At 71.3% G+C, this 3747-nt stretch carries 3 protein-coding genes; all 3 read left to right on the top strand.

Going from position 1 to position 3747, the window contains the following annotated elements:
• Positions 1–166 precede the first annotated feature (166 nt).
• Entirely contained in the window at positions 167–1057 is an 891-nt protein-coding gene (motD, locus tag K344_RS22630; protein ID WP_043115033.1) for a flagellar motor protein MotD, read from the top strand.
• Positions 1054–1515 (top strand): chemotaxis protein CheW, encoded by a 462-nt coding sequence (locus K344_RS0119260; protein ID WP_043115032.1) that lies wholly within the window; start codon positions 1054–1056, stop codon positions 1513–1515. Before motD ends, K344_RS0119260 begins: the two co-directional genes overlap by 4 nt.
• Positions 1516–1683: 168 nt before the next feature.
• On the top strand, positions 1684–3747 hold a 2064-nt coding region (locus tag K344_RS22625), incomplete at its 3' end, for a PAS domain S-box protein (protein WP_245586272.1).

Raw genomic sequence — 3747 nt, 5'->3', positions numbered from 1 at the left:
CCCAACCCTCTCCTCCCGCGGGAGGAGAGGGCTCGTGGTGCCGTGCGTTCCTCCACGATTCCCCTCCGCCCGCTCGCGGGGGGAGGGGCCGGGGGAGGTGGGTGCCGGATCGAGTGCCGCGCCCGCCGCGCGCAGCGCGCCATCCTCCGCCACTGAAGACGCCGCGATGGCCAAAAAGCGCAAGCACGAAGAGCACGTCAACCACGAGGCCTGGGCGATCCCTTACGGCGATCTGCTGACCCTGCTGCTGGCCTTCTTCGTCGTCATGTACGCGGTGTCGTCCGTCAACGAGGGCCGCTATCGCGTGCTCGCCGACTCGCTGTCTCAGGCCTTCGGCGGTCCGCCGAAATCGCTGCGGCCGATCCAGCTCGGCGAGCGGCCGCAGAAAGGCACGCGGGCCGACGCGGTGTTCTTCACGCCGGACATGCGCGGCTTCGAGCAGGACCCGGCGCGGCTGCAGGAAGACCGCTCCGGCACGCGCGTCGGCGGCCACGAGGCGGACGGCGGCGCGCCGCAGGCGGCGGCCGCGCCGGCGCTGCAGCGCATGGCGGACGCCGTGCAGTCGGCGATGCAGGACCTGATCCGCCAGAACCAGGTCATCGTGCGGCGCAACACGCATTCGCTGGAGATCGAGATCCGCGCCGACATCCTGTTCGCCAGCGGCGTCTCGCAGCTCGCGCCGCAGGCGGCGCCGGTGCTGCGCAGGCTCGCCGGCGCCCTGCGCGAATTCCCCAACGCGCTGCGCATCGAGGGCCACACCGACAACGTGCCGATCGCCACCAGCGTGTTTCCGTCGAACTGGGAACTGTCGGCGGCGCGCGCGGCGAGCGTCGTGCACCTGTTCATGGAGAGCGGCGTGGCGCCGACGCGCATGAGCGTCGCCGGCTTCGGCGAGTACCGCCCGATCGCCGACAACGCGACGGCCGAGGGCCGCAACCGCAACCGCCGCGTGCTGATCGTGGTCATGGCCGAGGGCGCCGCGCCGCCCGCGCCGCTGCGCGTCGACGCCGCGCCGGAGCCGGCCGCCGCCGCGCCGTCGTCCGCTGCCGCGCCATGAGCGCGCCCGCAAGCATCGACGTCGACCTCGGGCGCTGGGTCTGTTTCGGACTCGGCGCGCAGGACTATGGCCTGGCCATCGGCCAGGTGCGCGAGGTGCTGAAGCTGACGCCGATCGAGCCGGTGCCCGGCACGCCGCCGACCATTCCCGGCGTCATCAACCTGCGCGGCCAGGTCGTCACCGTGGTCGACCTGCGTCGCCACCTCGGCCTGCCGGCGCCGCCGCCCGGCGTCGAGGCGCGCATCGTCATCGTCATGCACGAGGGCGAGACCTTCGGCCTGCTGGTCGACCGCATCGGCGACATCTCGAAGATCGCGGCCGGCGCGATCAAGCCGCTGCCGGGCCTGCACCGCGACGGCGACCGCTTTCGCTTCGTCGGCGTCGCATCGTGCGGCCAGGGCCGCCTGCTGACCCTGCTCGATGCCGACGCGCTGCTCGCCGGCCTGCTGCGCGCCTGACCGCTCGCGGCGGCGGACTGTACCGTTGGTCCCGCCGCCCTGCAGAAATCCCGATCACCGCCGCTGTGTCGGCAAGGGCCGCAGGACTTCGGCCCGGTGATCAAGCACCGGCTTGCGCATGCGCGTCGCCGGCCTGCCCGGAGTGCTGTCTACGCGAGGATGTCTCCAATGTCTTTTGTGATCGATAGGCCGGTATCGCGCATGGCGATCGCCGGCGCCCTCCTGCCCGCCGCGGCCGTGCTCGCGGTCGCCGCCCTGCCGGGCGCGACGCCGGCGCCGCTGCCGCTGCTGGCCGTCATGCTCGTCGCGGCGGCGCTCGGCGCCGCGCTCGGCGCGCGGCTCGGCGGCGCCATGGCGCGCGCGCAGCAGCAGCTGCAGGCGCTCGCCGCGGCGGCGGCGCGCGACGAATACGAGGCCGCGACCGACGCGCTGCCGGCCGCCGCCGGCGACGCCTTGCGCGACATGCTGGCGGCGCTGCGCCGGCGCCACGAGCAGCAGCGCGAGAGCGACCGCGAGCACGCCGCGCAGATGCAGGCCATCGACCGCTCGCAGGCGGTGATCGAATTCACGCCGGACGGCCACATCGTGCACGCCAACGACAATTTCCTGCGCGTGCTCGGCTACCGCCTCGACGAGATCAAGGGCCAGCATCACGCCATGTTCGTCGCGCCGGCGTACCGCGACAGCGGCGAATACCGCGCGTTCTGGGAGAAGCTCGGCCGCGGCGAGTACGACGCCGGCCGCTACATGCGCGTCGCCAAGGGCGGGCGCGAGGTCTGGATCCAGGCGTCCTACAATCCGGTGCTGGACGCGCAGGGCAAGCCGCAGAAGATCGTCAAGTACGCCAGCGACGTGACCGGCGAAGTGCATGCCGCGGCGCGCCTGCAGCGCGCCATCGACGAGACGCAGGCGGTGGTCAGCGCCGCGCGCGGCGGCGATCTCTCGCAGCGCCTGTCGACGCAGGGCCAGGAAGGTTCGGTGCTGGCGCTGTGCGAGGCGATCAACGCGCTGCTCGACGACATCGCCGCGACGCGGGCGCGCGAGCGCGAAGTCGCGGTGGCGACGGCGCGCATCAAGCAGGGCCTCGACGTCGCCGAGACCAACGTCATGGTCGCCGACGACGAGCTCAACATCGTCTACGTCAACCAGTCGATCCGCGCCATGCTGGCGGCCGCCGAGGCCGACATCCGCAAGGACGTGCCGGCCTTCAACGCCGCCAACGTGGTCGGCGCCAACATCGATATCTTCCACAAGAATCCGGCATTCCAGCGCGGCCTGCTGGCGCGCATGACGCAGGCGCACAAGGCGCGCATCGCGGTCGGCGGCCGCACCTTCTCGCTGATCGTCAATCCGATCGACAGCGACGGCCGTCGCGTCGGCTATGTCGTCGAGTGGAAGGACCTGACGGTGGAGCTGGCGGCGCAGGCCTACGAGCAGGAGCGGCAGGCCGCCGAGAAGCGGCTGGCCGACGAGAACCTGCGCATCAAGAACGCGCTCGACAACGTCACCACCAACGTCATGATCGCCGACAACGAGCGGCAGATCATGTACGTCAACAAGTCGATCATGCAGATGCTGAGCCGCGCCGAGGCGGATCTGCGTCGCGATCTGCCGAACTTCGACGTGCGCAAGCTGCTCGGCGGTTCCATCGACCAGTTCCACAAGGCGCCGGAACATCAGCGGCGCATGCTCGAGAACCTGCGCGACACGTATCGCGCGAACATCAAGGTCGGCGGGCGCAGCTTCGCGCTGACGGTCAACCCGATCATCAACGGCGCGGGCGAGCGCCTGGGCACCGTCGTCGAATGGCTGGACCGCAGCGCCGAGATCGCCGTGGAAGCGGAGATCGGCGCGATCGTCAAGGCCGCGGCCGACGGCGACTTTTCGCAGCGCGTCGCGGTGGAAGGCAAGGAAGGCTTCTTCCGCCAGCTGGCGGAAAGCATCAACCAGCTGCTGACCAGCAGTGGCGACGGCCTGGCCGAAGTGGCGCGCATGTTCGGCGCGCTGGCGCAGGGCGATCTGACGCAGCGCATCGACGCCGAGTTCCGCGGCACCTTCGCCAAGCTCAAGAACGACGCCAACATGACGGTCGAGCGCCTGACCGGGATCGTGCAGCAGATCCAGCAGGCGAGCGACACCATCAACACGGCGGCGCGGGAGATTGCGGCGGGGAACTCGGACCTGTCGTCGCGGACCGAGCAGCAGGCGGCGAGCCTGGAGGAAACGGCGTCG

Source organism: Solimonas soli DSM 21787, assembly GCF_000474945.1.
Lineage (GTDB): Bacteria > Pseudomonadota > Gammaproteobacteria > Nevskiales > Nevskiaceae > Solimonas > Solimonas soli.
Note: the sequence above shows the minus strand (reverse complement) of the source record. Positions and strands in the feature narration are given on the sequence as shown.

Bases quoted from the DNA above. Each gene is read 5' to 3' on its own strand.
- motD (WP_043115033.1), top strand. From the start codon at position 167: ATGGCCAAAAAGCGCAAGCACGAAGAGCACGTCAACCACGAGGCCTGG.
- K344_RS0119260 (WP_043115032.1), top strand. From the start codon at position 1,054: ATGAGCGCGCCCGCAAGCATCGACGTCGACCTCGGGCGCTGGGTCTGT.